General features: G+C 61.0%; 24 protein-coding genes. 14 read left to right on the forward strand and 10 right to left on the reverse strand.

The features are described from left to right. The coding region (locus Q0330_RS00570; protein ID WP_299472912.1) for a restriction endonuclease subunit R at positions 1-1,998 on the forward strand (1,998 nt) is incomplete at its 5' end. 24 nt (positions 1,999-2,022) lie between these two features. Continuing rightward, positions 2,023-5,550, forward strand: coding sequence for an SIR2 family protein (locus tag Q0330_RS00575; protein ID WP_299472914.1), 3,528 nt, complete (start codon positions 2,023-2,025; stop codon positions 5,548-5,550). Between the two features lie 71 nt (positions 5,551-5,621). On the opposite strand, the gene Q0330_RS00580 is transcribed toward Q0330_RS00575, so the two are convergent. Further along, a complete protein-coding gene (locus tag Q0330_RS00580; RefSeq protein ID WP_299472916.1) occupies positions 5,622-5,873 on the reverse strand; it encodes a helix-turn-helix transcriptional regulator in 252 nt (83 codons plus the stop codon). Positions 5,874-6,000: 127 nt separating this feature from the next. Between Q0330_RS00580 and Q0330_RS00585 the strand changes: the two genes are divergently transcribed. The 9 genes from Q0330_RS00585 (at position 6,001) to Q0330_RS00625 (ending at position 9,929) form a co-directional block, all read left to right on the forward strand. Beyond that, entirely contained in the window at positions 6,001-6,270 is a 270-nt protein-coding gene (locus Q0330_RS00585; protein WP_299472918.1) for a hypothetical protein, read from the forward strand. Then, complete coding sequence (locus tag Q0330_RS00590) at positions 6,258-6,671, forward strand: hypothetical protein (protein WP_299472920.1); 414 nt, start codon at positions 6,258-6,260, stop codon at positions 6,669-6,671. The genes Q0330_RS00585 and Q0330_RS00590 overlap by 13 nt, the downstream gene beginning before the upstream one ends. Next, positions 6,668-6,826, forward strand: a complete 159-nt coding sequence (locus tag Q0330_RS00595; protein ID WP_250042147.1) for a hypothetical protein — start codon at positions 6,668-6,670, stop codon at positions 6,824-6,826. Before Q0330_RS00590 ends, Q0330_RS00595 begins: the two co-directional genes overlap by 4 nt. Then, complete coding sequence (locus Q0330_RS00600) at positions 6,823-7,650, forward strand: hypothetical protein (protein WP_299472925.1); 828 nt, start codon at positions 6,823-6,825, stop codon at positions 7,648-7,650. Before Q0330_RS00595 ends, Q0330_RS00600 begins: the two co-directional genes overlap by 4 nt. Positions 7,651-7,654: 4 nt before the next feature. Continuing rightward, positions 7,655-7,951 (forward strand): hypothetical protein, encoded by a 297-nt coding sequence (locus tag Q0330_RS00605; protein WP_299472927.1) that lies wholly within the window; start codon positions 7,655-7,657, stop codon positions 7,949-7,951. Positions 7,952-7,961: 10 nt separating this feature from the next. Continuing rightward, on the forward strand, positions 7,962-8,141 hold the full coding sequence (locus Q0330_RS00610) for a hypothetical protein (RefSeq protein WP_299472929.1): 180 nt from the start codon (positions 7,962-7,964) through the stop codon (positions 8,139-8,141). A 183-nt stretch (positions 8,142-8,324) separates the two neighbouring features. Continuing rightward, positions 8,325-8,891: a metallophosphoesterase gene (locus tag Q0330_RS00615; RefSeq protein WP_299472931.1), complete on the forward strand. Its 567-nt coding sequence runs from the start codon at positions 8,325-8,327 to the stop codon at positions 8,889-8,891. A 1-nt stretch (position 8,892) separates the two neighbouring features. After that, a complete protein-coding gene (locus Q0330_RS00620) occupies positions 8,893-9,120 on the forward strand; it encodes a hypothetical protein (protein ID WP_299472933.1) in 228 nt (75 codons plus the stop codon). Beyond that, the gene (locus tag Q0330_RS00625; protein ID WP_299472935.1) at positions 9,051-9,929 is read left to right on the forward strand and encodes a metallophosphoesterase; all 879 of its coding nucleotides are present in this window, start codon (positions 9,051-9,053) and stop codon (positions 9,927-9,929) included. Before Q0330_RS00620 ends, Q0330_RS00625 begins: the two co-directional genes overlap by 70 nt. Positions 9,930-10,100: 171 nt before the next feature. Here Q0330_RS00625 and Q0330_RS00630 read toward each other — a convergent pair whose 3' ends face one another. From Q0330_RS00630 to Q0330_RS00650, 5 genes are all read right to left on the reverse strand, one after another. Then, complete coding sequence (locus tag Q0330_RS00630) at positions 10,101-11,540, reverse strand: ATP-binding protein (protein WP_299472937.1); 1,440 nt, start codon at positions 11,538-11,540, stop codon at positions 10,101-10,103. A gap of 131 nt (positions 11,541-11,671) precedes the next feature. After that, on the reverse strand, positions 11,672-12,328 hold the full coding sequence (locus Q0330_RS00635) for a hypothetical protein (protein ID WP_299472939.1): 657 nt from the start codon (positions 12,326-12,328) through the stop codon (positions 11,672-11,674). Then, positions 12,325-13,731, reverse strand: coding sequence for a plasmid recombination protein (locus tag Q0330_RS00640; protein ID WP_299472941.1), 1,407 nt, complete (start codon positions 13,729-13,731; stop codon positions 12,325-12,327). The genes Q0330_RS00635 and Q0330_RS00640 overlap by 4 nt, the downstream gene beginning before the upstream one ends. Before the next feature lie 229 nt (positions 13,732-13,960). Further along, a complete protein-coding gene (locus Q0330_RS00645) occupies positions 13,961-14,833 on the reverse strand; it encodes a hypothetical protein (RefSeq protein WP_299472943.1) in 873 nt (290 codons plus the stop codon). A gap of 433 nt (positions 14,834-15,266) precedes the next feature. Then, complete coding sequence (locus Q0330_RS00650) at positions 15,267-16,856, reverse strand: VCBS domain-containing protein (RefSeq protein WP_299472945.1); 1,590 nt, start codon at positions 16,854-16,856, stop codon at positions 15,267-15,269. 415 nt (positions 16,857-17,271) lie between these two features. Here Q0330_RS00650 and Q0330_RS00655 point away from each other — a divergent pair, with 415 nt between their 5' ends. Then, positions 17,272-18,054: a division plane positioning ATPase MipZ gene (locus tag Q0330_RS00655; RefSeq protein WP_299472947.1), complete on the forward strand. Its 783-nt coding sequence runs from the start codon at positions 17,272-17,274 to the stop codon at positions 18,052-18,054. A gap of 15 nt (positions 18,055-18,069) precedes the next feature. Here the strand turns inward: Q0330_RS00655 and purD are convergent, their stop codons facing one another. After that, the gene (gene purD, locus Q0330_RS00660) at positions 18,070-19,332 is read right to left on the reverse strand and encodes a phosphoribosylamine--glycine ligase (protein ID WP_299472949.1); all 1,263 of its coding nucleotides are present in this window, start codon (positions 19,330-19,332) and stop codon (positions 18,070-18,072) included. A gap of 67 nt (positions 19,333-19,399) precedes the next feature. Here purD and Q0330_RS00665 point away from each other — a divergent pair, with 67 nt between their 5' ends. Beyond that, a complete protein-coding gene (locus tag Q0330_RS00665; RefSeq protein WP_299472951.1) occupies positions 19,400-20,098 on the forward strand; it encodes a hypothetical protein in 699 nt (232 codons plus the stop codon). Positions 20,099-20,162: 64 nt separating this feature from the next. Continuing rightward, positions 20,163-21,701, forward strand: coding sequence for an exodeoxyribonuclease VII large subunit (gene xseA / locus Q0330_RS00670; protein ID WP_299472953.1), 1,539 nt, complete (start codon positions 20,163-20,165; stop codon positions 21,699-21,701). On the opposite strand, the gene ccoS is transcribed toward xseA, so the two are convergent. Genes ccoS through Q0330_RS00685 form a run of 3 tightly spaced genes read right to left on the reverse strand, consistent with a single transcriptional unit; the run spans position 21,683 to position 24,625 of the window. Further along, complete coding sequence (gene ccoS, locus Q0330_RS00675) at positions 21,683-21,862, reverse strand: cbb3-type cytochrome oxidase assembly protein CcoS (protein ID WP_299472955.1); 180 nt, start codon at positions 21,860-21,862, stop codon at positions 21,683-21,685. The genes xseA and ccoS overlap by 19 nt on opposite strands. Then, positions 21,862-24,063 carry a heavy metal translocating P-type ATPase gene (locus Q0330_RS00680; RefSeq protein ID WP_299472957.1) on the reverse strand — a complete coding sequence of 734 codons (2,202 nt, stop codon included), beginning with the start codon at positions 24,061-24,063 and terminating at the stop codon, positions 21,862-21,864. Before Q0330_RS00680 ends, ccoS begins: the two co-directional genes overlap by 1 nt. Before the next feature lies 1 nt (position 24,064). Next, on the reverse strand, positions 24,065-24,625 hold the full coding sequence (locus Q0330_RS00685; protein ID WP_299472959.1) for a FixH family protein: 561 nt from the start codon (positions 24,623-24,625) through the stop codon (positions 24,065-24,067). Positions 24,626-24,629: the final 4 nt, after the last annotated feature.

The following is a 24,629-nucleotide window of genomic DNA, read 5'->3' on the forward strand; positions in this document are numbered from 1 at the left end:
GACGAGGCGCACAAGGCCGGGTCGAAGCTGAGCCAGGATGTCTATGAGCGGATCAACCCGAGCGCCCTGATCGAATTCACCGCCACGCCCAAGGGCTTCAACAACATCCTTCATTCCGTGACAGCGCAGGAGCTGAAGGATGAAGAGATGATCAAGATGCCCGTGGTGCTGGACGAGGCTGAAACGTGGCAAGGCGCGGTGAACTCGGCCATCCTGAAACGCGCCGAGTTGCAGGAACATGCGGATCGCGACCGAGAGGGCTATATCCGGCCCATCGTGCTGTTCCAAGCGCAGAAGAAGGGTGAAGACGTTACCGTAGACGTGCTGCGCAACCACCTGATCGAGAATGAGAATATCGACCCGGCCAAGATCGCCGTGGCGACCGGCGCGCAACGTGATCTGGACGGGATCGACCTGTTCAAGCCCGATTGCCCGATTGAATACGTGATCACCATCGAGGCGCTGAAGGAAGGCTGGGATTGCTCCTTTGCCTATGTATTCTGTTCGCTGGCCAATATCCGGAGTTCGACCGACGCCGAGCAGTTGTTGGGGCGCGTGTTGCGGATGCCCTATGCGAAGAAGCGTAAGGAACCGGCGCTGAACAAATCCTACGCCAAGCTGGTGTCGAAGCATTTTTCCGAGGCCGCTGTCAGTCTGCGCGATAAGTTGGTCGATATGGGGTTCGAGGAAAGCGAGGCCGAGGCCAATATCGAGGCCGAGCAGCCGGGGCTGGATGATGGCCTCTTCGGGCGGCAGGTGCGCCCGCGCCCCACGATGACGGTCGAGCTGGACGCCTCTGAGGACGAGCGCCGCGACATCAACATCGTAGCACCTGGCAAGATCAAGGTTTCGGCGGGCGATGACGGCAAGACCCGGATCGAATTCACCGGCGTGCCCAAGCCCAAAGACGAAGAGCGCCTTTTCCAGATGGCCCCCGAGCGTCTGCATGGCGTGCTGCGAGAGAAGCTGCAAGAGTTCAAGGCCAAGCACGCCGACGATCTGGCACCCGCCCATCTGGGCGAAGAATTCACCGTGCCGCGCCTGATGGCGCATGTGCAGGGTGAGCTGGTCTTTGGCGATACCGACATCCTGATGGAATATCACGATTGGTCACTGGCCGATCATCCGGCGCGGCTGACCAAGGCCGAGTTCGATATTGTCGAGACGACCAACACCTTCGAGATCGACCTCGACGGCAACCGTCTGTCGATCTCGGCTGCGGACAGTTCCGAACAGCTTTCGCTGGATATCGACGTGGACGACTGGACCCCGAATTCGCTGGTGCGCTGGCTGGATGGGAAGGTTCGCGATCAATGGATCGGGCAGGCGGAATTGCTGGCTTGGTTGAATGATGTCGTCACCCATCAGATCCGCGACCGGGATATCCCCTTGTCGCAACTGATGCGCTGCAAGTTCATCCTGGCACGCAAGCTGAACGAGAAGATCCGGGGCTTCCGCCAGATGGAGCGCGACAAGGTTTACCAGATGAACCTCTTCGGCCCCGAGGCCCGCGTCGTGGTGTCGTTCGATGACGGCATCCGGTTCTTCGACGAGATGTATTTCGACGTTCCCAAGTATCGGGGCATGTACAAGTTCAAGCACCACTTCATGGGGCCGGACGAGGTGCCGACATTCGACAGCAAGGATGGCGGCGAAGAGGTCAAATGTGCCCTCGCGCTCGATGCCTTGCCGGGCCTGAAATACTGGACCCGCAACGTCAGCAGGCATCCGAATTCCTTCTCCCTGCCCACCTCGACCGACAAGTTCTACCCGGACTTCGTGGCCGTCATGGAGGATGGCCGCCTGCTGGTTGTCGAATACAAGGGCAAGCAGTTGTCACCCGAGGAAAGCCGAGACAGCCGCGAGAAAGAGCTGATCGGTCAGCAATGGGCCAAAGCGTCAGAGGGCAAGACAGTTTTCGTCATGGCGACGATGGAACGCGGCGATCCGAAGGAAGTGCGACAGCAGGTGATGGATGCCCTTCAAAGGAAAATGTAGAAAATCAAGTTCTTGGGGCTGGCCATGAAAAGAACAGTCGATTCATCAGCGCTAGAGAGGCTGCGCAAACTTCCGGACTTCCCTGCTTTTGAGGCTTTTGCAAAAGCGCTTTGGCAGGAGGAAGCCGCCGTAATGGTTGGCGCAGGCTTTAGTCGGGTTTGCGCCCGCGAAAACACCAGCCCGGCTCCACCGCTCTGGAGTGACTTCAAATCAGAGATGGCCACTGCTTTGGGTTACAAATCTGGCGATGGACTAGATGCGCTCAGACTGGCTCAGGAATATCAAACGCTTCATGGTGACAGCGGGCTAGATCAACTCATCCGTCGTTTGGTCGTTGATGACCAGTGGGAACCGGGACCACTCCATACGCAGCTATTGGAACTTCCATGGCGCGACGTGCTGACGACAAATTGGGACACTTTGCTCGAACGCACTCAGCCTCAAACACCGGACAGAATTTACAGTTGCGTGCGCACGGTCCAAGAAATTTCCCATCGCGCGAAGCCTCGGATCGTCAAATTGCACGGCTCGCTGCCTGCCCATAAGCCATTCATTTTCACTGAAGATGACTATCGCACCTATCCAGCGCGATTTGCACCATTCGTGAATCTTGCGCAGCAAGTCATGCTTGAACATGACCTTTGCTTAGTCGGTTTCTCCGGTATCGACCCAAACTTTCTGGCATGGAGCGGTTGGGTTCGCGATACGCTAAGCGTATCGGCCCGTCGTATCCGCCTCGTTGGCGTTCTGAAGTTGTCGCCAGTCTCGCGAACCCTACTAGAGGCAAGAAATGTTACGCCGATCGACCTAGAGCCTCTCGTAAGGGATTTGCATCGGGAAGAGCAGCATGAGAAGGCGCTTGAGCTTTTCTTCGCTGCGTTGCTGGCTGCAAAGCCGCCTTCCCCCTTTTCTTGGAATATAGGCTCGGATGCTTTCTCCCAGTCTTCCGTTGCACCGGAGGAAGACCGTCCGACGCGGAGGGATGTCGTAAGGGCTTGGGCTATAGACAAGAAAAATTATCCTGGTTGGCTAGTTGCCCCATTTCGAGAAACGCAACAACTTCGCTATTGCCATCCTACAGTCAAAAAAGCGGCAGAGTCAGCGGAGGATCACTTGCGCTTCGCGATGGAGCGGATCTGGCGCCACCGCACCGCAGCAATTTGGCTCAACGTCCACGACATGGAAGAAGCAGATGCTCACTTCGATGCAGTCAAGGACAGCTTAAAACCAGACGAAAAGGTCGAGCTTTGCTCCGCGATTGCGCGTGAATGGCGGCGATACCGAAAATGGGAAGAGTGGTCGCGTTGGACCAATAGATTGAAGCTGATTGGCAGCAGAGAAGCCAACCTGCATCACGCATTTGAAACTGGGCACCGCGCTCTTCTGGATTGGGATGACGACGCGGTTCTGAAGGCTGCAAATGATCTCAAAGATGATGAACCGCTCTGGATGATGCGTCGTGCAGGACTGTTGGCTACGCTATTTCAGCACCGAGAGGCGGCGGAGCTGTATCAGGCGGCACTGCTCAGCATTCGACGAAAACTATTAGCGGCACCGAAATCTACTTGGCTGATTTCGTTGGAGTCATGGGCCGCCTTTTTTCATCGCGTTTCCTATTCGGCATTGACCGACGACCTTGTTTCATTCCCGGAGGATGAAAGCGATGAAACGCGAATGCGCTACGTTGCCGCAAAAACCGACCCGTGGGACACGATTTCACGCCTGGAGCGGTTATCTTCGGAAAGGATAGACCGGAATCGCGCTGACGCTGAGCAATGGAAGCTATTGTTCAAGTCTGGACGATATCGCCCAGGCGGTACAACCCGTATCGGTGGAGACGAAGAATGTCCGTTCTATAGCCTACTCGAACTAATCGAGCGAACGGGTGCCCCAGAGCAAATCGCCAATTTTAATGTATTTTCGTCACGACTTGAGACAGCATATCGCGCGATCACCAGACACGATGAAGGCGATCTTCTGAACTTCTTTGCGCGGTATCGCGGATCAGAAAAGAAGATGCTTGATTGGGCTATGCCACGGATGCAAGTCGCTCAGCTCAGTGACACAGCGGTTGACCATTTTGTATCTGTGATCCCGCGGCGCATAGATAGACTTGCGAGATTGAAGGATCGTCGCGGGGGAGAAAACCGCCTTGTTTTCCTTCTTGAACTCTTGGCGCGTGTCGTTGTTCGCGCGCCATCAACCAAAGCGATGGGGGTCTTTGAGTGGGTTCTAGGCCTACTTGATTCCACATTGCTTTGGTGGGGTAGCTACTCAGCTTGCGAAGCGGTCTTGGGAGGTGCCCTTGAAGCTATGGAGGGGACAGAGCGCAAAAAGGCGATGGAACTCGCCCTTCACATGAAAACGCCCGGTGAAGCCGGCGCACAGGCCATCGAACGAGATTGGCCCGAAATTTTTGACACCTTTGCCGACCAGGAAGTGCAGAGTCTTGCTGGCTCGGCTGGTAATGCTGCTCGAATCCAAGAACTGATAGGATTGGTCAAAGACGGCGCTGAGCTGGACCGTGGTAGAGCCTTACGGCGTCTTCATTTGCTCAACACCGCCCAAAAGCTGTCAAAAGAGCAATCAGCGTCTCTGGAGGAAGCCATTTGGGGGCGCAGCAATGACGGTGAGTGGCCGTCCGATACCCAATTGCATCCTTGGGTTTTTCTTGAATTGCCTGGAAAAGATCGTGCTAACGCCCTCTTTCTTGAGCGGATTGTCGGCACAGTTTCAAAAGGGCAAGTCTCGCACGAGTTGCTAATGAATCTTCGGGCAGGCATGGAGCGATCAGAGGTTCTGGTTTCGAAGGAGAAAATTGTTGACTGCGTTACAAGCTGCCTTTCGTGGCAGCCCGCAGAAGCACATGAGCAGAGTTCAATTTCCCGTGCATTGTCAGGAGATGAAGGACGTGATCAGGCAACGAGACGGGAGATCGGTGAAGTCTTGGCGCGAAGCCTGCTGCCTCGTTTGGAGACACATGACTTTCCGGACGAAATTTCAGCACAAATACAGTTGCCAGAAAACTCTAATCACATTGAGTCTATGGCAGCGATCTCATTCCAAATAGCAAGGCTCTGGCCAAGCCATAAGTCTAAAGCGATTTCCCAGATTCGTTCCGCGATGGCCAGCAGGGAGCCGGCGCGGGTGTATCCGGCGTTCATTGCAATATCGCAGTTTGTTCAATCCACGGAAAATGAAGGTAGCATCCCCCGCGAGATCATCGAACTCCTGCTCCATGCGGCTGAACAAAGGACTCAGCCTGGCTTGAGTTCTTCTCTCGAATTGTTGTGTGACATGGCCGAGATGAAGCAACTTCAGGCTGATGACCTAGACCGCCTTTCAGTCGCGTTACCGCATGTGCTCAGGGAATATCGTTATGACCAAACGAACCTAGAGGTTCCCTCGATGGCAGAATTACCGAGGGTTCGCAGAAAAGTTCATAAGCTTGCACACCTCCTTGCAGAGCATTGCAACGAATTGAGTGAATTGGTGTCTGAACTCGACCAGGACCCTCTTCCGGAGGTTCGTCGCTGGGACCGGGTTAAGTAGCCAACTGATTACGGAATTGCCAAGGTCTTTTCGCTCCTTGCGTTCAGGAAAAAATGTGCCGACCTCGCGCCTTAATCTGTCTCGCCCTCAGCAAGCACGATACCGCGCAAAATTGCGTTGCCATCGCAGCCGATAGCTCTCACAATCTGAACGAACTCGACGACTTCCACCCTTCGCTCACCATTCTCGTATTTCGCGACGAATGACTGAGGCCGTTCGAGGCGATCTGCCAGCTCGGTCTGCGTCAGCCCCGCATCCAACCGCGCCTGCTTCAATGCCGCCATGAGGGCCAGATGCCCCGGACTGCGTAGGGTTCTTCCCATGGTTTCGAACTCCGAATAAATCCGGAATTCGGATAATCCCGCTTGAGGATTATCCCATTTCGGGTTATTGCTTTGGCGTTTTCACACCAAAGTGCCGAGTAGCCCCATGCCCCAATGCCCCCACTGCATGACCGAGATCCACGAAGAGGCGAGGGTCTGCCCGTCCTGCGGCGCGAAGAAGGGCGTTTTGGGCGCGGGCTTTACCGGGCGCGACCTGAAGGCGCGGGCGGGCATCGTAGCGGCGATTGGTTTGCTGCCGCTCCTCGTCGGGCTTGGCTTTCTTGTCACAGGCGACGTCATTGGCTTCATGCTGTTGGCTGGCCTTGCCGCAATCCCCTTCGCCATCGCAGCCGGGATCTTTGTCGCATCTGAGGGGCGCAAAAAATGGTATCGCTGAACCTTCATGATCCTGACGGCGTGCAGCGCCGTTTGCAGGCCTTTCTCGTCCAGTTCACCGCGCCGCAATGGGTCACGCAGACCCAGACCGACGCGACGATTGAGGATCTGGAACGCGCCGCCGAGGTGCTGGACCTCGTTCTGGACATCCTGCTCGATGCGCAGCTCGGGCTGGTGGCCGATCTGGTTCCTGCCGATGACGAGCAATTTTGGCACAGCCCTCGCCGTCTGCACGCGCCGGAAACGGGGGCGCAATTCGACATCCGTGTGGGCGCGCGCGGCGGCTATGATCTTCGCGTCACGGTGGGCAACACCGTTTTTGCCGATCACGCGATGAGCTTTGAAGCCCTGACCATGGCGCTGCGCAGTTTCGCCGCCCTGCACCGCGAGGCCGCCGCATGAGCGAGCAGAAACATACGTCGTTCTACATTAGCGCCGAGGGCCACAAGGCCCTGCGGCTGGAGGCGATCAAACGCGGCCTGTCGATGAGCCAACTCATCGCCCGTGCACTGGCCGATGCGGGCGTCGATATACCAGCAGAGGATTTGAAGAAATGACGAGTTTACTGGTTGCGGCTATCACCGCCTTCCTGCCTATTGCCGCCCACGCCCAAGACAGCCTGACCGAAACGCTGACGCCGGAGCCGCGCCCTTACCCCTACGCGATCCTCGACATTCAGCCGGGGGCGGAGGCGATGGATGCGGCCAGCATGTTCGGCGAGCGGATGATGCTGATCCTCGTGCCCGAGCAGGTCGCTCTGCGGGTCGAGAATGGCGAGGGGCGCGCCTTTGCGCTGACCTTCGATCAGAAGCTGGTGACGCAGGGCGTGGGGCCGCACACCCGCATGGGCCGCGATCCCTATGCCGAGATCAACGCCACGCTGGCGACCGAGGCCATGGGCGGGCGGGTGCTGCAAATCCGGCGCACGATCCGCGAGCCGAACGAGAACCTGCCCGAACCCGCCGCGCTGATCGCGCAGCTGGAAGAGCGCTATGGTCCGCCTTCGAAGCGGGACGGGAGCAGCGCGACTTGGGCGTGGGGCGAGGATGGCTTCATCCCCAATCTCGACGGCCAGCCGCTGCATGAAATCACCACCGTCAGCCAGTTCGGGTCGCGCAAGACGATCCAGTACCGGCCTTGTTCGACCGGCTTCAGTGCCGATGCCGAGTACCGTTTCCGCCAGCACCGTGAAACCCCGATCATGCCAGGTTGCACGGCGCTTTTAACGGTTGGATTCAATGGCGGCGCGCAGATCTCGACCGTCAGCTTTTCGCTGACCGATTTCGACCTGATCCGTCAGCATGTGGCCGAGGTGGATCGTCAGATACTCGAAGCCTTGACCTCCGACGCGCCGGTCGCGCCCGCCGACATGGACCTGTGATGCAATGACAGACACCACATCTGATATCCAGACCTGCCCATTCTGCTACACGGAGATGGACGCGCGCGCAGATGTTTGCCCCAGTTGCCAGGCGATCAAGGACACGACACCCGAATGGGCCAAGCGCCTGAAAATATACAAGATCGGCGCATTCGCTCTGATCATCGGTCTGGGCCTGATGTTTATCGACGGCAAAGGCATCTGGTGGTGGGGGTCCCCTTTCGTCTTGATCGGAGGCTTCTTCCTGTTCAGGGCGCATAAATTCGATGTCTCCGAAGTGCTTTGGCACCACAAGGAATAGGAAGGCCGCCATGGAAACTCATTGGATCGACAGCCCCGAGCACCAAGCCGACCGCAAGGAACTGGCCGACCTCTGTGGGCGCATCCGTACCCCGACAGAAGACGCACGACTTGCCGAACTGAAGGCACGGGTGCGCGACTGGGCGCGGCTCAATCAGGCAGCCGAGGATTTCGTGAACGGCGCGCCATAGGCGACTGGCCAAAACGGTGCAAATCGGCTAAGAGGCCCGCATGATCACAGTACGCGCACATATCACCCTGATTTAGCGCCCGCGAGACAAGGCGGGCGGCTTCGAGCTGTTCGCCGATTGATGATCCTCCATCACCGCAACACTTCCGACGCCGCCGCCATCTGGCATGACGGAGGCAAGGACATGACCAACTGGTATACGGCAGACACCCATTTCGGGCATGAGAACGTCATCGCGCTGTGCGGGCGGCCCTTCCGCAATGCCGGTCACATGGACACGGTGTTGATCGAGAACCTGTGGTCCAGGGTGCGGCCCGAGGATGATCTCTGGATCATCGGTGATTTTGCCTTTGGGCCGAAAGCCAAAGAGGCCAGCTATCTCGAAGCCATCTTCGGGCAGCTTCCGGGTGCGCGTAAGCACCTGGTGATCGGCAATCACGATCTGGAACCGACTCTGGCCTTGCCGTGGGACAGCATTTCGCAGCTGGTGGAGGTCAAGGATGGCCCCGACTACCAGGCTCATACGCTATGCCACTATCCCATGATCACCTGGAACCGCGCCCGGCGCGGCGCGCTTCAGATCTTCGGGCATGTCCACAATAACTGGAAAGGGTCGCGCAACAGCGTCAACGCGGGCGTCGATGTCTGGGATTTCATGCCGGTTCGCTTTGAGGATATTGCCCGCCGCGCCAAAACCCTGCCCGTGAACAGGCACTGGGCGGATGTCGAGCACAAGGCGAAGGAGTTCTGATATGTCCCGTTCCTACCGAAAAACCCCGATCTGCGGGATGACCACTGCCGCGAGCGACAAGGTATTCAAAAAGGCCGAGCACAAACGCGCCCGCCGCGCCGTGAACGCGCGCGACCTGACGCTGGATGATGCCCCGATGGGCAAAGAGTTTGGCAACCCATGGGGCGCACCCAAAGACGGGAAGCAATGGATCGACGCCAGACGCTTCCCCGAGATCATGAGGAAGTAAGAGAGATGGCGAGGTTTCTGGTCTGGAGTGACCTGCACGACGAATTCTGGGAAGGTTTCGATTTGCCCGACCTGTCCGCGCCAGTGGACGGGGTGCTGATCGCGGGCGACACCCACACAATGGGCCGCCATCTGGATATCCCAGCACGCGCCGCGCGCAAGTATGGCTGCCCGGTCGTGGTGATCTGGGGCAACCACGAATCCTACGGCTCGATCTGGTCGGAACTGTTGGCCGAAGAAGAGCGCCAGCTGGCCGATCTGCATAGCGACGGCCTCGACATTCGCATGCTGCATGGTGCAACCACCAAGATCGCGGGTGTGCGCATCATCGGCGCGCCGCTCTGGACGGATTTGAAGCTCTTCTCGGAACTGAAGGGCCTCGCATGGGGAATGGTCGGGGAATGTCTGATGGATTATCGGCGGATCGGCGTCACGCCCAAGCGCATGTTTTGCGTGCGCACGATGCTGGACCATCATGCGATGGACAAAGCTGCAATTTGGGACGCGCTGCGCCAGCCCTATGCCGGGCCGACCATCGTTATGACACACCACATCCCAGTGCGCCAACTCGTCCACCCCGCCCGCGAAGTCGGCAATGACAACAAGCGTGCCCTCTGTGCCGGATTCGCCAGTGACCTGTGGGCCGAGATCAGGGGCTTCGACATCCACACCTGGATCTGCGGCCACAGCCACGACAACGAGACCTGGACCGGCAAAGGCAAGCACGGCCCGATCCGTTTCGTCATGAACGGGCGCGGATATCCGGGCGAAGAAGTTGCGTTCGATCCGGCTTTCGTGCTGGAGGTCTGAGCATGGCGGCATAGGGCGATAGCGCCATATCGCTATCACTCTATCGCTCTACCGAAGCCGCCGGAAACCCCACAATCGCTCGATACTTGGCGTCTCGCTCATGTGGACTTTCCGGCTCCCGTTGCGAACTGGGAGCGTTCTGGCAAGATAGCCGGGCGACCACCGCATCGTTCAGGGTGCCCGGCCCTCCGCGACATTCTTGCCGACCTGATAGCAGTGCAACGCACAGGGAAAGTGCCGGATAAGCACCCCGTCGATTTCGCTCTCGGCGGTGATCGTCTTCGTTGTCGCCCCTGCCGGCACGCTGTTGGCAAAGTTGCGTTTGGCGAACTCGACAAGCCCGCGCAATTCGCCTGGTTGATCGCTGGCGTAGCGGTCGGACCATTTGATTTCATAGGCCCAAGTCGGCTTGAGGCGCGCCGGATCGACACGGACCAGATCAACTTCCAGATCGGTCCTGCCCTGCTTCCACCGCGCATAGTGCAGGTTTTTCATCAGATCGGAGTGGAACCACTGCGAAAAAATCGCCGTTTCAGCCATCGCACCCATCGCATCGTCACCATCGTCGATGGGCGCAAAGAGGGCCGCGCGCATGGACGGGTTGGTCAGGTAGACCTTGAAGTTTCGCATCCGCTGAAATGTCTTGCCGGTATCATCCACGCGGCGCACACGCACGATCAGGAAGGCTGCTTCCAGATAGTCTAGATACTTCGTGATCGTATTCTTGGCCACGCCTGAGCTTTGGGCCAGACCGTCTAGGCTGATCTCCTGCCCCGTATGGTAGGCTATGGTCGTGAAAAGCCGGTTGAGTTCCTGAATGTCCTGAATGCCGTAGAGGCTGGGGAGGTCGCGCAACAGAACCTTGTCGATGATATCACGGCCAAGGAAACGCTGCACGTCGGCCTGAATCGTGGGATTGAGAACCGCTTCCGGGTACCCCCCGAAATTCAGGTAGTTGATGAACTCCTCGTTCAGCCGCTCGATATCCGGCGTAGAAAATCGTAGGGTCGCACCAAGCGGGGCGGATTTGATCAGATCGGCCTCCATCTCCCGGAACGCAAGAAATTCAGCAAACGTTAAGGGCGGAAGGAAAAAGTCGGTAAAGCGGCCCGCACCCGACTCCTGGCTTTTCAGGCGCAGCGCCGCCGCCGCCGAGCCGGATGCGATGAACCTTGTGTTCGGGTGCTGATCAGTCAGCACCTTGAGGTGGACTTCCCAGTCTTTCAGATACTGGATCTCGTCAAAGACGATGATCCGCCTTGCCTGCGCATCGTGCTCTGTCTCCTCCTCGAACAGGTCAATCAGGCGCGCGAGCGGCATTCCGCTGTAAAGTGGTGTATCGATGGAGACAAACAGCACATGCTGCCTGCTGAACCCCTCGTTTATCGCTTGTTCGATCAACTGGCGCAGCATGACTGTCTTGCCAACACGGCGAGGCCCCATCAGGATTGTTGAGCGGCGCACCGACCAGTCCAGAGCGAGCGTCGAGAAGGGGCCAAAATAAGCGCGCTTCTTCTCGGTCGGACTTTGGTGCATCTTATACGAGGCATCCCACCATGGGTTATCACGGCGGAGGCTCTTTAGAACGTCTGATTTCGCAATCTCAAGCATGTACTCTTAGTATCAAGACGTTGATACTATGTCAACGCAACCACCCATGCCGCTGATAAAACGACGAATTCCTTGTAGCATTAGCGGCACCTACCGACGAATTTAGGCGCTTCTGGCGCTTAACTGCACGCTCAGTCGGCGCGCACGACACGAAACATCCGCCCATTGTAGCGGGCCAGATTCGACAGGCCGGGAGCACTCCAGCGGGTGATCGTTTCACCCTGAGGCACCACGATCACCACGCTGTTGCGGTAGGGGACCAATTCCAGGCCAATTTGTCGTTTCAGCTCGGCGAAGCGTTCAAGATCAGCGCGCGCGGCGTCGCGATCAACCCCCATTTGTGCCAGCTCCGCCCCCATTGCCTCGATATCAGCTGAAAGCGCAGCCTCACGGCTTACCAGACGCTGTGCGAGGGCTTCCAAGGCGGCTTCGCCTTCGGCCCGCGCCTCGGCGATCTGCCGGGCGTTTTCCGAACGGATGCGGCTGGTCTCGGTTCGTGCATCGGACATCATTCGGCTGGCCATGCCCGCGATCAATGTCAGCGCCAGAAGCGCGCCAAGGGCCAGCAGAACGACGCCGAGGGTGACTCTACGACGTAGCCCCACGATCCGTTTACCTTCTGCCTCGATGGCCTTGGCCAGGGTTGCACGAGATGCCTCCAAATCTAAAAGTTCTGATCGCGCCTTGGCCAATCCCTCTGTCAACTTGTTCAGATCATCGGCAACTGCGCCGTGGGCATCCTCCTTTCTCTGCCGAAACTTTGCGAGACGCGCATCCAGTTCATTCATGGTTGCAAACCGCGATCATGATTCAATGCGGCGTTCACCGGCTTCGCCGCTTCTTCCTTGGCGATATCCTTTTCCGGCTGCGAAAGTCGCGAGGCTATGTTCGCCCAAGCGTTATGCAAAACCTGCATCGTGTCTCTGATCAAATCGATCAGGTTGAGGTCCGAGGCCCGTTTGCGCAGATCGTCGTCTTTGATGATCCAGACTTTAGTTTCTTCGGGGTGCGGGCGCACTGATCCATCGAGTACACCGAGAAACAGCTCCAACACGACCCGGCCCGCCTCGCGCGCGGAATCGCGGAGGTTTTGGGTGCGCTCCTTCTCGATCTTGGCAAGCGTGTCACGCAGACGGCGCGCTTCGTCTTCCGTCGCGGTTTGAGCCTGCCGGAGGGATGCCCTGTCCTCTGCAAGAAGCCCTTGTTGACGTGCCTCAAGCGCAGCTTGCTGGCGTTCGATCTCTTGTTTTACGCGTGTCTCAGCGGCACGGGCGGTCTCTTCGGCCTGCTTCCGGATACGTTTGGCCTCCACCCGGTCAAGATCAGCCTCCTCCAGCGCCGCTTCAGCAAGATCCAGCTTTTCGGCGATTTCCTCGACCTTGGCCGCGAGTGATGCTTCCAGCCCATCTTCGGCATCGACCAGAACACCCAAGCGCTCCTCCATGTCGCGGATGACTTTAGCTTCGCGCCGAGCGGCCTCCTTTTCAGCTTTCCATTGCTGGCGGCTTAACCTCCGGCGCTTCGGGCCGGTGCGTGTGAGGCCACAGGGTAAACTGACGTGCTCAAAGTAATCATCCTGAATCTCGCGGGCCTTGGCGCGATAGGCGGCGTTACCCATTCTCAACGCCGCCTTGTCGTCGTGGCCAGCGGCACGCGCCACCTCCATCGCCTCCTCCTTGGAGCGCCAGGCAGGATTCAAGTCGCGCGCCGAACAGTTCGCGTCATCCAAAGGCAAGACGAATGCATGAACATGGGGGTGCTTTTCGTCCCAATGGGCAATGACACTGACAAGCTTTTCACCAAAAGTCGCCTTGAGCCATGCCACGTTATGGTCGCGCCACCGCTCATACTCTGCGCGGGCCTCGGGGGTGGCTTTCACCAGTTCGGTTGGAACCGGGTAAGACGCGACCGCCGTCAGCAGCGTGTGCCGATCCTGCCTAATACCGCGACGCGCCATCCTTCCATCCTTCAGCGTCACCTCGACACTGCCAGCCGTAACCATCTCGTCATGCAGACGTGGCACTTCATCGATTGGAACCCCGAAAATGGTTTCGGGCGGAACGGGATTTTCAACATGCGCACTGAAAGCAGGTGCTCGAGCGGCCTCTTCAAGCACCTGCTCGACTGACTGCCCACCAGGATTTTTCTTGCGAGAGAAGCTCTGCAAATGCACGAATTGGGGACCGGACATCACAGCGCCACAGTTGCGTGGCAAACACAATATTGACCGACTATTATGTTGGCGAGCAACATGTCGGGCAAGGCGCTGCGCCCCTGCACCCAGCCAGCGGCTGCGCCGCCGGTCCCACCGGGACCGAAGCCGCCAGCGGCGGCTGTACACCTGTTCCTCCGCCAGCCTTGTGGTGGACGCTGCGGAACATGTGTGCGTAGAAGGCTCAATGAGCAAGGAAGCTGTTTCATTACAGGCACCCTGCAGCTTGTGCTTCACCAAGCGTGATGAGATTGCGGTCCACTGCGTCTTGCACCTGGGCCTTCGTCAGGTGCTGGCACATCCCGTGGCGCGCCCTGATCCAGCCTGCAATCTGTTCGGCACGTTTGACCGCCGCCGCTTCCGCCTCCGCCCGAGCGAGCCGCAGATCATCAACATGCCGCTGCCACTTTCGGCCCCGCAGCCAGTTGTCGATGAAAGCGACCTTGCTCCTGGTGAATTCCGCGCTCTCTGCCGAATAGGCGCGGGCGGCTGCCACCAGCTCATCCCGGGAAACCTGCCGCAGGATGTCCTTCACGAGTTGGCGGCAAGCCTGTCGGTCCCGCCTGCGGTCCTCAGGGTAAGCCGCCCAGACAATTTCCAGGTCAGCATCCGCCTCCTCCGCGATGGAAGGATATGGTTTAGAATATGGTTCTGATCTGTTCCTATAACATTTGCCCTCAGGGGCCGATGCGCTGCCCTCAGGGGCAAATGCATCATCTGCCGTTTCGGGCTGCTCCATTTGCCGTTCTGGGCAAATCGGTTCGCCCAACGCGTACCAGTTCGCGCGCTTGAACCGATCCTCGGCGAAATTTCCCTTTAGGATCAGCCCTGCCTCGACCAGCTTGTCGAGCGCAGTCCTGATCTGCTTGGCGGTTAGATAGGGGAACTGCTCGTCGAAGGCTGCCAGCGAGTTGTAGGTCCAATAACGGCCATCATGAAAGTTTCGCCGGTTCGCTTCGTTGTGGCGCACCCAGAACACGAGGTTGCGATGGACGACCGCCGCATTAATGCCCACCAACATGGCGATTCCCGGGTCGAAAGCATGAAAAGCAGCATCGGCCTTGATCTCCGAGCGGCTCATCCGAACGCCCCAAAACGGTTGGACAAAACCCGTTTTTTCCAAATGAAATCAATGCGGGGAATACACCCTGTTGGACAAATTATGTCATTGATTTCATTGAATAGTGCCCCCACCCTACGGGCTGCCATTTATCTTTCAAATCCAGATAAATCAGGGCGGTAAGTGCCTCTTCGTCCCTTCTGTGCAAAAAAAGGGGAAAAGCCGGGCCGCCCCGCCTGTCTCGATCCCGGCACAGCTTGAGATCTGCGCTGGCTGGGCCTCTGCCTGCTGTCAGGTCTCGACCGACGACAGATTGGTATCCGTAACGATCCGGGCAGCCGTTTGACTGGCGCAGCCGATCTTTTCATGCGGGCGGCCTCAGGTCGTGTCGCGGTTTGGCCACGCCGGACGCCGCCCCAGGAAGGGGCGGCGTCTTTTGTCTCAATTTACCCGTTCAGGCGACGAGGAACTCGAAATTGTCCATGAGAAGCCAAGAACCGTTCTCCGAAATCTCGAGCCGGTCAATTTCTCCCCAACCCGATGCATCGAACGTCGCAAGTGAAGTCGAGATATCAAACTGTTCTTCATGAACCAAGACATCATCAAGATAGCCCTTCAGCGTCGCCGTAGCCGACAGGCCCCTCAGATCGCCAAGGTCGACCGAAAGGAGCTTGAACGCATCGCCATCGTCTCGGGTTAAGGACAGTGCTTCAGCAGGATAGTTGACGACCGCAGCGAGAGAAGCGAGGGCAGCAATGCCTGGATAAAAGGAATATCTATCCTGGTTGACGATGACAATCTCAATACCATAGTCGATACCCGACACATAGTCCCAGTTGAACCCCATGTATCCGTCCTGAACAACGGTGTAATTCTCCCCAGGATCCAGATCCTCGAAGTCGACCGTCAAATTACCATCAGCGCCATTGACGAAAATATCGATCTGTTCCTGGTCTGATCCGTCCAGCGACGATACGATGAAGGTGTCATACTTCATCTCGCCATCGATGAGGCCCTGCACCGCCGCGCTGTCATTATCCAGCGTATAGGTCCAGTTGCCATCCTCGTCGATGTCCAGCGTGCCATAGGTTCCGGTGAAGCTGTCGGCCTGGATAAAGGCCTCTCCCTCATCGACATCGGCCACGTCCAGCTTGCCGGTCGCGGTCAGGACATCGTCTTCGGTCACGGTGCCATCGGTGTCGCCGGAAATCACCGCCTCGTCATTCACGCCGGTGATGGTGATCGTGGCCGTGGCGGTTTCGGTGTCGCCGTCCGCATCCACCACCTGATATTCGAAGGTTTCGGTCGCCGTCACACCTTCGGGCAGGTAATCGAAATCCGCATTGGCCTCGAACTCGAAGGTGTCGTCCGCCGTCTGGGTCAAGACACCGTTCGCCACATTGCTGACCAGCGTCAGTTCCTTCACCAGATCCGGCACGTCGTCATTGGCCAGAACGTCGATGATGACAGAGCTGTTTTCAGCCACATCCGCGGTGTCGTCCATCAGCGTGACGGCTTCGTCCACCGGGTTGAGGGACACACCGTCGACAGTCACTTCCAGCGCCTCGAAATCATGGGCGAGCAGCTTGAAGGCCGAGAAGGTATAGCCGGGTTGAAGCAGCTTGCCCGCGTAACGATCCAGATGCAGCAGGTAATCGGCGATATCGTTCTGAACGTCGGCCTGGAACCATTCGTCCTTGGTGAATTCCAGCCGCAGCATATCGGTGCCGAACCCGCCGAAATAGCGGTCCAGACTGGTATTCCCGCTATTGGCCGCCATCTCGAAAATGCCGAGATCATTGCCGGCACCCAAGGTGAGTATATCCCAACCGGCGCCGCCCCGGACCTCATCATTGCCCCAGCCGGCATTGATATTGTCATTGCCGGCACCGCCGTCGATGCTGTCGTGACCGGCGAGACCGTAGATCAGGTCATTCGCATCGGTTCCGTTGAGGATGTCACCACCCATCGTCCCGTATTTCATATTGCCCAAAAGCGAACCAAGCAGCATCACGCACTCCCTGAAATTGAGAAATCCCTCCAAAGGGAAGGATAAAGGTTGATCACAAGTTATAAGAGATAAATCTATTGGGTTGAGTCAAACCCAAACGGTTCAGTTTATCATACTTCCTGCTCATTTCACGATTTTTTCACGGTAGCGTTACCTGCCAGAACGATAAATGCAGCCAGATCGCTGCGGCGTCACGCCGGCTGTCGCATTCGGGCGTGGCGCGGTGATGCCGGTCACCTCGGCACGAACATGCCAGCGGTCCGACGGAGCATAGAAAAAATGTCGTGGCGGATTTCGGCGGTCCGGGCATCACAGGTCCAGGATATTTCCCGAGTCCATGTGCCAGACAGGACATCGCCGCTACTTGTCCACAGTTTTTGTGGCTGGCTCGCTTTTCATCACCAGATGTAGCGTCTACTCTCCGCGCCGTTGAGCGTGGAGGCCGAGCGTGGCGCATATCATCGTCGTCGGGAATGAAAAGGGCGGGTCGGGGAAATCCACGACCTCGATGCATGTGGCGACGGCGCTGGCACGGATGGGGCATCGCGTGGCGGCACTGGATCTGGATATCCGCCAACGCAGCTTCGGCCGCTATCTGGAAAACCGTGCCTTCTATATCCAGAAGGAGGGGCTGGACCTGCCGACCCCGACCCTGGGCCAGATCGACGCGAAGAACCCCAACGACACCGATCCGCTGTCGAGCGCGATGGAGGCGCTGGAGGCGGATCACGACTTCATCCTGATCGACTGCCCCGGCTCGCATACGCGGCTGGCGCAGATGGCGCATATGCTGGCCGATACGTTGATCACGCCGCTGAACGACAGTTTCATAGATTTCGACCTGCTGGCCCGCATGTCGCCCGAGGGCAAGGTGCTCGGCCCCTCGATCTATGCCGAGATGGTCTGGGGCGCGCGTCAGGGCCGGCAGGCGGCGGGTGCCGGTCCCATCGACTGGATCGTGCTGCGCAACCGCCTTGGCACCCAGGCCATGCATAACAAGCGCCGCGTCGGCACCGCCCTTGGCCAGTTGTCGAAGCGGATCGGTTTTCGCGTGGCCCCGGGCTTCGCCGAGCGTGTCGTCTTCCGAGAGCTGTTTCCGCGCGGCCTGACCCTGCTGGACCTCAAGGATATCGGGACCGAGCAACTGAACATGTCCAATATCGCCGCAAGGCAGGAATTGCGCGAACTGATCCAGACCCTGAACCTGCCCGGCGTGAAGGTCGATTTCTGACGCGCTGTCAGGCGCTTACAGCGCCCGCCAGCCGATATCGCGACGGTAGAAACCCTCGGGCCAGTCGATCCCGCCCACCAGTTCATAGGCACGGTCGCGGGCCTCGGCCAGGCTCGCCCCCCGGCCCGTCGCCGCCAGCACCCGCCCGCCAGAGGCGACAAGCGCGCCGTCCTTCTCGGCCGTGCCGGCATGGAAGACCATGTGGAAACTGTCCTCGGGCAGCGCCTCCAGCCCCCTGATCCGGCTGCCCTTCGCGTAATCGCCGGGATAGCCTTCGGTCGCCAGAACCACGGTCAGCGCGTGATCCTCGGCCCAGGTGACGGCGGTCTGGTCCAGCCGCCCCTCGGCGCAGGCATGGATCAGGTCGAGCGCCTGCGCGCCGAGCCGGATCATCAGCACCTGGCATTCCGGGTCGCCGAAACGGGCGTTGTATTCCACCAGCCGCGCAGCGCCGTCCCTGATCATCAGCCCGGCATAAAGCACCCCCTGAAACGGCGTGCCGCGCCGCGCCATCTCGGCCACGGTCGGGCGGATGATCTGATCCATGACCTGTTCCTGTAGCACAGGCGTCAGCACCGGCGCGGGCGAATAGGCGCCCATGCCGCCGGTATTCGGGCCGGTATCGCCCTCGCCCACGCGCTTGTGGTCCTGCGCCGTGCCGATGGGCAGGCAGTTCACCCCGTCGGAGAGGACGAAGAAACTGGCCTCCTCGCCCGCCATGAATTCCTCGATCACCACTTCCGCCCCGGCGGCGCCGAAGGCACCGTCGAAGATCATGTCGATGGCGTCCAAAGCCTGATCCAGCGTCTCGGCCACGACCACGCCTTTGCCTGCCGCCAGCCCGTCGGCCTTGACGACGATCGGCGCGCCCTGCGCGGTCACATAGGCCTTGGCCGATGCCGCATCCGAGAACCGCGCCCAGGCGGCGGTCGGCGCGCCGCAGGCATCGCAGACCTCCTTGGTGAAGGCCTTCGAGGCCTCAAGCTGCGCCGCCGCCTGGCTTGGGCCGAAGACCAGCAGACCGGCGGCGCGCAGCGCATCGGCAACGCCGGCGGCCAGCGGTGCCTCGGGGCCGATCACCACCAGGTCGATGGCGTTTTCCTGCGCGAAATCGCAAACCTCCGAGCGCGAGAGGATATCCAGATCCGCACATTCCGCCAGTGCCGCGATGCCGGGATTGCCCGGCGCGACGATCAGGCGGTCGCATTTCGGGTTCTGCCGGATCGCCCAGGCAAGCGCGTGTTCCCGCCCGCCGCTGCCGAGGATGAGGATATTCATGCGCTGACCTTCCGTCTTCTGCCCAACCGCGATAGTGCTGGTCCCGGAACTAGAGACAGGCCCCCCGGTGCGCAATCCCGAACTTTGGCACAGGCTGCAATCGACGCCGATCACCCTGTCGGACGGCGCGGATCTGGGCGTCCTGATTGCGGATCGCTTCGACATCCGCCCCGCCATGGTGGCCGACCTGATGACCGACTATCGGCGTTTCCTTTATCTGGCGGCGATCTCGGATGGGCTGCTTGTCCCGTCGAGTGCGGTGGATCAGGTCTGGGCGCTGCATATGGCCGACCAGCCGGCCTGGGCCGACTATTCGCGCCGGATGTTCGGCGAGGTTCTGGACGGCATCCCGGCCAGGGCGCGACCGGCCCGGAACCCGGCCTATCGGCAGACGCTGAACCTTCTGGAAGCGGAATTTGGCATTACCCCAAAGCCGCCCATCTGGCCGGGAGAGCGCAATTTTGCCGCGCGCGCCGGTCAAAGCGCCGTTGTTGGGATCATCGGTTTCGCGGTCTCGGTCCCGATTGCGCTCAGCGTCAATTTCGGGGTTGGGGCAGCGGCATTTGCCTTCAGCCTCGCCGCGATGGTGTTCGGCGTCTCCGGCGAAAAGCAGTTCGCCCTTACCGCGCGCAACCGCGACAGCGAATATGGCGGCGATTTCAACGCACCCGATGGCAAGGAAGATCGCAGGCCCCCGCCCGATGACAGCCGGCCCGGCTTCACGGATTACCACGAAGGCCCCTCGGACGGGGCCCGCGACGATTAACCATTGCGGCACAGCCCGGCATTCGCCGGTGGCGAAGCGGTGCATTGTGATCTAAATCGGACCCATGGACATGTTCGAAGACGACGCCCCCGACAGTTCCGGCGACAACAATCCGCCGCTTTCCGTCTCCGAAATCTCGGGGGCGGTCAAACGCGTGATCGAGGGCGAATTCGGTCGGGTCCGCGTGCGTGGCGAGATCGGGCGGGTCTCCGTGCCGCGCTCGGGCCATGTCTATTTGGACCTCAAGGACGACCGCGCGGTGATCGCCGCCGTCAGCTGGAAGGGTCAGGCCGCACGGCTGACGCAGGCCCCCGAGGAAGGGCTGGAGGTCATCGCCACCGGCCGGCTGACCACCTTTCCCGGCCAGTCGAAATACCAGCTGATCGTCGAGGAGCTGGAGCCTGCAGGTGCCGGCGCGCTGATGGCGATGCTGGAAAAGCGGCGCAAGGCACTGGCGGCGGAGGGGCTGTTCGACGCGGATCGCAAGAAGCCGCTGCCCTATCTGCCGCGGGTGATCGGCGTCGTCACCTCGCCCTCGGGCGCGGTGATCCGCGACATCCTGCACCGGCTGCGCGACCGCTTTCCGACCCATGTGCTGATCTGGCCGGTGGCCGTGCAGGGCGCGGCCTCGGCGGGCGAGGTCGCGGCGGGGATTCGTGGCTTCAACGCCCTGCCCCCGGACGGGCCGATCCCGCGCCCGGATCTGATCATCGTCGCGCGCGGCGGCGGCAGTCTGGAGGATCTTTGGGGCTTCAACGAGGAAGTGGTCGTCCGCACTGCCGCCGAAAGCGCCATTCCCCTGATCTCGGCAGTTGGGCACGAAACCGACACCACCCTGATCGACTTCGCCGCCGACCGCCGGGCGCCGACCCCGACCGCCGCCGCCGAAATGGCAGTGCCGGTGCGGCGCGAATTGGGACTGCAATTGCAGCAGGCCCGGCTGCGCATGACACAGGCCATGGGCCAGCGGCAGGAACGCATGGCGCAGCGGCTGGTCGATCTGGGCCGCGCGCTCGGCCGGCCGCAGGCGCTGACCGAAGCGGCGCGGCAGCGGCTGGATTATCGCGGCGGCGCGTTGGAGCCGGCGCTGCGCAATCTGACCCATCGCCGACGCGACCAGTTGAACGGGCTGCGCCTGACGCCGGTCATGCTGTCGCGCCTGACCGAGCGCGCCGGCGAAAGGCTTGCCACCACCACGCAGCGCCTGCGCCAATCCGCCGAGGCCCCCAATGCCCGCCGCCGCGACCGCTTCACCGCGCTGTCGCAACGGCTGGACAATGGCCGCGCCCGGGTGCTGGGCGATGCCCGGCGCGACGTGGCGAAGGGGCGCGAACGGCTTCAGCCCCTGACCGACCGCCTGAGCGCCGCCTTCAAGCGCAGCCTCGCCCGGCGCGAGGAAGCGTTGGAGCGGCTGGACCGGATGCGCATCTCGCTTGGCTATACGCAGACGCTGGCGCGCGGCTTTGCCGTGGTGCGCGACGACAAGGGGCATGTGCTGACCTCGGCAGAAGCCGCCGGCAAGTCACGGAAACTGCTGATCGAATTCGGCGACGGTGAATTGCCCGCGCGGCCTGACAGCGACCCTCAAGGATCCTTGTTCTGAACCGGCGGCCGTGGGTGGTCGTCCCATTCATCCGACAGGATGCGTTCTGCATCGCCCTTCGGATCGTCATATTGCCGCGTCTTCAAGGACCACAGGAAGGCCACCAGCCCGCCCCCACCAAGCAGCAGCGAGACCGGGATCAGGATGAACAGGATTTCCATCAGCGCAGCCTCAGCGCGTTCAGCGTCACGCTGATCGAGCTTGCCGACATCGCCAGCGCCGCCATCAGCGGGGTCGCGAAGCCGGCCATGGCGAAGGGAACGGCGACGATATTATAGGCGATGGAGATGGCGAAGTTCTGCTTGATCCGCCGCCGCGCCGTGGCCGACAGCGTCAGCGCATCGGCCACCGGCGCCAGATCCTGCCCCATCAGCACGATATCCGAAGCCACCCGCGCCGCATCAAGCGCCGTGGCCGGCGAGATCGAGACATGCGCCCGCGCCAGCGCTGCCGTGTCGTTCAGCCCGTCGCCGACCATCAGCACCTTCGCGCCCTCACTGGCCAGTGCGGCAATCGCGGCTTCCTTTTCCTGCGGGGTCACGCCGGCACGGAATTCCGCGATCCCGAGCGAAGCTGCCGCGCGCGCCACCGCGCCCTCGGTATCGCCCGAGAGCATCAGCACCCTGCGCCCCTGCCCGCGCAGGGCGGCCACGCAATCCACCGCGCCGGGGCGCAACGCATCGGCGAAATGCAGCACGACCGGCGCCTCTCCGCCGACGGACAGCACGCTGAGCGGGCCGTCAGCCTCGGGCGCGGTTGCCCCGACCCAATCGGGACGGCCCAGCCGGACGGCGCGGCCCTGCCAGTCGGCCTCGACGCCGTAGCCCGGCACCTCGCGAAAGCGATCGAGCACCGCAGGCACGACCCCCTCGGCCTTCAGCGCGGCGGCGAGCGCGCGCGACAGCGGGTGGCCGGAACCGTCGGCAATGGCAAGCGCGACCGGGCGCAGCGCCTCGGGCAGATCGCCGGCGCCGACCAGTTCGGGCCTGCCCATGGTCAGGGTGCCGGTCTTGTCGAAGACAACCGTATCGACCTCGGCCAGGCGTTCCAGCGCGGTGCCTTCCTTGATCAAGAGCCCCTTCTTGAACAGTTTGCCCGATGCCGCCGTGACCACCGCCGGCACGGCAAGGCCAAGCGCGCAGGGACAGGTGATGATCAGCACCGCCGCCGCGATATTCAGCGCCAAGCGCCAGTCGCCGGTCGCGTAAAGCCAGCCCAGCAGGCTGCACAGGGCCAGCAGATGCACCGTCGGCGAGTAGGCCCGCGCGGCGCGTTCGGCCAGCGAGGCATAGCGCCCGCGCGAGGCCTCGGCATTGGCGACCAGATCGGCCAGCCGCGACAGCGAACTGTTGCGCCCCGCCGCGGTGACGCGCAAATCCAGCGGCCCGGTCAGATTGACCTCGCCCGCCGACAGCGCCACCCCCGGCCCGGCCTGCACCGGCAGGCTTTCCCCGGTCAGAAGCGAGCGGTCGATTTCCGACATGCCCGCGATCACCTCGCCATCCGCCGCCACACGGGCGCCGGGGCGGATGCGGATCACGTCGCCGGGGGCCAGATCGGCCACGTTGACCACCGTCTCGGCCCCGTCTTTCAGCAGCACGGCGCGCGGGACTTCCAGTGCGGTCAGTTCCTCGGCGGCGGAACGGGCCACCGCACGGCTGCGATAATCGAGATAGCGCCCGACCAGCAGGAAGAAGCACAGCATCACGGCGGCGTCGAAATAGGCGTGGCTGCCGGAATGCAGCGTCTCGAAAAGCGAGATCGCCGTGGCCAGGATCAGCGCCAGCGAGATCGGCACATCCATGCCCAGACGACCCGCCCTCAGGCTGGTCCAGGCGCTGACGAAGAAGGGCTTGCCGGCAAAGATCACCGTCGGCAGCGCGATCAGGGCCGAAATCCAGTGGAACATGTCCCGCGTCGGGCCTTCGGCCCCCGACCAGACGGCAATGGACAGGATCATGATATTCATCATCGCGAAACCGGCCACGCCGATCCGCATCAGGATATCGCGCCCCTGCCGGTCGGCAGCGCTGGAACTGAGCGCCGAGGCGTCAAGCTCATGCGCCTCGTAGCCGATGCCTTCGAGGATCGGGATGAAGTCTTCGGCGCGATGGCCGGGCGCGTCGATCATGACCCGGCGCAGGGTCAGATTGACCCGCGCGGCACGCACGCCGGGCTGCGCGGTCAGCACCCGCTCGACATCCGAAATGCAGGCCGCGCAATGCGCGGTCGGCAGCGACAGCACCAGATCGCCGCGCGAGATCGCGGCATCGGCGATGCGCCCGGCCAGGGGTGCGGCATCGCAGGCCGGGCAGGCGCTCAGCCTTGGACTATAGCCCTGATCTGCGCTCAGCTCTGCCATCTCAGCCCTTCACCATGCTGCCGGGATAATTGGCCAGGCGTTGCCGGAAAACCGTGCCGTCCGGTGCCTCGGCCTCCAGATGGACGACCCATGCCCCAGGGGCAAGCGCCAGATCCGCGACCCAGAGCCCGCCCGAATAGCGCATCTCGGGGGCGACATCGTCGCGCTTCTGGGTCGGGCGGCTGACGATCACGTTCAGCGTGCGCACCGGCGCCGGCAACCCCTGCGCGTCCGAGATCTTCAGGCTGAGCCGCCCCCCCTCATAGACCGGCTCCGCCTGCCAGCCGAGCGCCTCCTGCGCGGCGCGCTCGCGGTCGAATTCCTGCGAGGCGACATAGGAATTGGCGACCTCCAGCCCCGGGAAACTGCGCACGGCGGTCACCGCCATGACGACATTCACCCCGATGATGATGCCGAAAAGCGCCACGAAGACCGCGATCATCCCGCGCCCCGTCAGCGGTCGCCGACCAGTCAGCAACAGGAAGGGCAGGAAGAAGACCGCCGCCACCGCAATGACAAGCGCCAGGCTGATGAGAAGCGGCGACGGCTCGATCCCGAACATGGGC

The sequence above is a fragment of the uncultured Paracoccus sp. genome, assembly GCF_937873615.1.
Classification (GTDB): Bacteria; Pseudomonadota; Alphaproteobacteria; order Rhodobacterales; family Rhodobacteraceae; genus Paracoccus.

Excerpts from the sequence above, each read along its gene's own strand:
- Q0330_RS00685 (WP_299472959.1), bottom strand. The coding sequence starts at position 24,625 with ATGTTCGGGATCGAGCCGTCGCCGCTTCTCATCAGCCTGGCGCTTGTC.
- ccoS (WP_299472955.1), bottom strand. The coding sequence starts at position 21,862 with ATGGAAATCCTGTTCATCCTGATCCCGGTCTCGCTGCTGCTTGGTGGG.
- purD (WP_299472949.1), bottom strand. The coding sequence starts at position 19,332 with ATGAATATCCTCATCCTCGGCAGCGGCGGGCGGGAACACGCGCTTGCC.
- Q0330_RS00590 (WP_299472920.1), top strand. The coding sequence starts at position 6,258 with ATGGTATCGCTGAACCTTCATGATCCTGACGGCGTGCAGCGCCGTTTG.
- Q0330_RS00575 (WP_299472914.1), top strand. The coding sequence starts at position 2,023 with ATGAAAAGAACAGTCGATTCATCAGCGCTAGAGAGGCTGCGCAAACTT.
- Q0330_RS00640 (WP_299472941.1), bottom strand. The coding sequence starts at position 13,731 with ATGTCCGGTCCCCAATTCGTGCATTTGCAGAGCTTCTCTCGCAAGAAA.
- Q0330_RS00680 (WP_299472957.1), bottom strand. The coding sequence starts at position 24,063 with ATGGCAGAGCTGAGCGCAGATCAGGGCTATAGTCCAAGGCTGAGCGCC.
- Q0330_RS00580 (WP_299472916.1), bottom strand. The coding sequence starts at position 5,873 with ATGGGAAGAACCCTACGCAGTCCGGGGCATCTGGCCCTCATGGCGGCA.
- Q0330_RS00610 (WP_299472929.1), top strand. The coding sequence starts at position 7,962 with ATGGAAACTCATTGGATCGACAGCCCCGAGCACCAAGCCGACCGCAAG.
- Q0330_RS00585 (WP_299472918.1), top strand. The coding sequence starts at position 6,001 with ATGACCGAGATCCACGAAGAGGCGAGGGTCTGCCCGTCCTGCGGCGCG.
- Q0330_RS00645 (WP_299472943.1), bottom strand. The coding sequence starts at position 14,833 with ATGAGCCGCTCGGAGATCAAGGCCGATGCTGCTTTTCATGCTTTCGAC.
- Q0330_RS00630 (WP_299472937.1), bottom strand. The coding sequence starts at position 11,540 with ATGCTTGAGATTGCGAAATCAGACGTTCTAAAGAGCCTCCGCCGTGAT.
- Q0330_RS00605 (WP_299472927.1), top strand. The coding sequence starts at position 7,655 with ATGACAGACACCACATCTGATATCCAGACCTGCCCATTCTGCTACACG.
- Q0330_RS00595 (WP_250042147.1), top strand. The coding sequence starts at position 6,668 with ATGAGCGAGCAGAAACATACGTCGTTCTACATTAGCGCCGAGGGCCAC.
- Q0330_RS00600 (WP_299472925.1), top strand. The coding sequence starts at position 6,823 with ATGACGAGTTTACTGGTTGCGGCTATCACCGCCTTCCTGCCTATTGCC.
- xseA (WP_299472953.1), top strand. The coding sequence starts at position 20,163 with ATGGACATGTTCGAAGACGACGCCCCCGACAGTTCCGGCGACAACAAT.
- Q0330_RS00625 (WP_299472935.1), top strand. The coding sequence starts at position 9,051 with ATGGGGCGCACCCAAAGACGGGAAGCAATGGATCGACGCCAGACGCTT.
- Q0330_RS00620 (WP_299472933.1), top strand. The coding sequence starts at position 8,893 with ATGTCCCGTTCCTACCGAAAAACCCCGATCTGCGGGATGACCACTGCC.
- Q0330_RS00615 (WP_299472931.1), top strand. The coding sequence starts at position 8,325 with ATGACCAACTGGTATACGGCAGACACCCATTTCGGGCATGAGAACGTC.
- Q0330_RS00635 (WP_299472939.1), bottom strand. The coding sequence starts at position 12,328 with ATGAATGAACTGGATGCGCGTCTCGCAAAGTTTCGGCAGAGAAAGGAG.